Source organism: Pseudoalteromonas rubra, from assembly GCF_004212645.1.
In the GTDB taxonomy this organism is placed as follows: Bacteria; Pseudomonadota; Gammaproteobacteria; order Enterobacterales; family Alteromonadaceae; genus Pseudoalteromonas; species Pseudoalteromonas rubra_G.
This window is the reverse complement of record NZ_PPUZ01000136.1, coordinates 1-1,626: the sequence shown is the minus strand read 5'-3', so window position 1 is coordinate 1,626 and position 1,626 is coordinate 1. Positions and strand designations below refer to the sequence as shown.

Annotated in this window: 1 protein-coding gene; it reads left to right on the top strand. The window is 45.8% G+C overall.

Features of this window, described 5'->3' with window-relative positions:
* Positions 1–10: 10 nt before the first annotated feature.
* The coding region (locus C3B51_RS22825) for a non-ribosomal peptide synthetase (protein ID WP_346427738.1) at positions 11–1,626 on the top strand (1,616 nt) is incomplete at its 3' end.

Genomic DNA, 1,626 nt, shown 5'->3' with positions numbered 1-1,626 from the left:
TCATATAGACATGCTGGTCGGCATGTTGGGTATTTTGAAAGCAGGCTGTGCTTATGTGCCGCTGGACCCCACTTACCCAGCAAGTCGGCGCGATTATATGATGGCCGATACGGGCATGTCGCAGGTTATCACGCAGTCGGGGCTGGCCGGATTGTTTGCTGATCTGGATGTGACCCGTATTGTGCTGGATGATGAGACAACGTCACGTCGGATAGCGAGCCTGGATATGACCCGTTTGGATGACAAGCCACCCAGTGACGCACTGGCGTATATTATTTATACCTCAGGCTCTACAGGTCAGCCCAAAGGGGTAATGATAGAGCACAAAGGGGTGGTGCGTTTGGTCAAACAACCAGGTGAGCTGCAAATGAGCAGCGCTACGCGCTTTTTGCATTGTGCTAGCATCGCTTTTGATGCAGCGGTCTTCGAATTATGGTCACCGTTGATCAATGGTGGTGTGAGTATTTTGTACCCCAGTACCGATTTAACATTAGAGACCCTCAATGAGGTCATTCAGCGCTATGAAGTCAATACCGCTTTAATCGTGTCAGGACTATTTGATATTTGGAGCGAAACTTGCTCCGGTTTAGCTGGCCTACGCCGTGTGTTTGTTGGTGGTGATAAATTAAATCCTGCGGCTGTGATTCGATGTCAGAAAAACTTACCACATGTACAACTTTATAATGCTTACGGTCCAACCGAGAATACAGTGATTACCACCTTGTATAAACTGCCTGAGCAAATCAATGCAGATCAAAGCCTGGCAATCGGGCGAGGTCTGAAAGGCGATTTCAGTTTAGTGCTTTCTCAAACAGGTAGTTTATTACCTGTCGGTGTGGTGGGTGAATTGCTAGTCGGCGGGGATGGGTTAGCTCGAGGTTATTTTAACAGGCCACAACTCACAGCCTCATGTTTTGTGCCCAATCCATATTACGATATAAACCAATCGCACGGGCCTGCTTACTTATATCGCACGGGGGATCTTGTTAGCTATCAGGATGATGGCAATTTGCAATTCCATGGCCGGGTTGACCAACAGCTTAAAGTCAGAGGATATCGAGTTGAGCCGACAGAAATTCAATTCCATCTTGAGCAGCATCCTGATGTAAGGCGTGCCTTAGTTATTCCGGCAGAGGAAGCAAATAACAGAAATTACCTGGTCGGATATGTAGAACTGGAAAACGATGCGGAAAAAACAGATACCTTAGTGTCTGTCAAATATGAGCTATCACAGCAGTTGCCTAAGCACTTGATCCCATCAACATTAATCCTTGTATCAAGTTGGCCGTTAACGGCTAATGGTAAAATTGATCTTAAGAAATTACCAAAAGCTGAAGTGACGAAGGACAAGAAGTCTGTAGCCCCAGTCACCCAATTAGAATGTCAGTTGGCTGAGTTATGGTCTAAAACACTTGATATTCAAAAAGAAAACCTGTGTGTATATGACAACTTTTTTGAGTTAGGGGGGCACTCATTATCAGTGATGAAAATGGTGTCTCTTGCCTCTGAATATAGCCTTTGCATCAGTGCAAAAGAGGTTTTTGCATTTCCTGTATTAAAGGAACTTGCAGAACAGCTGGCTGAGCGCGACACACAAGACGCAGAGTTTGTCGTACCAGAGAATCG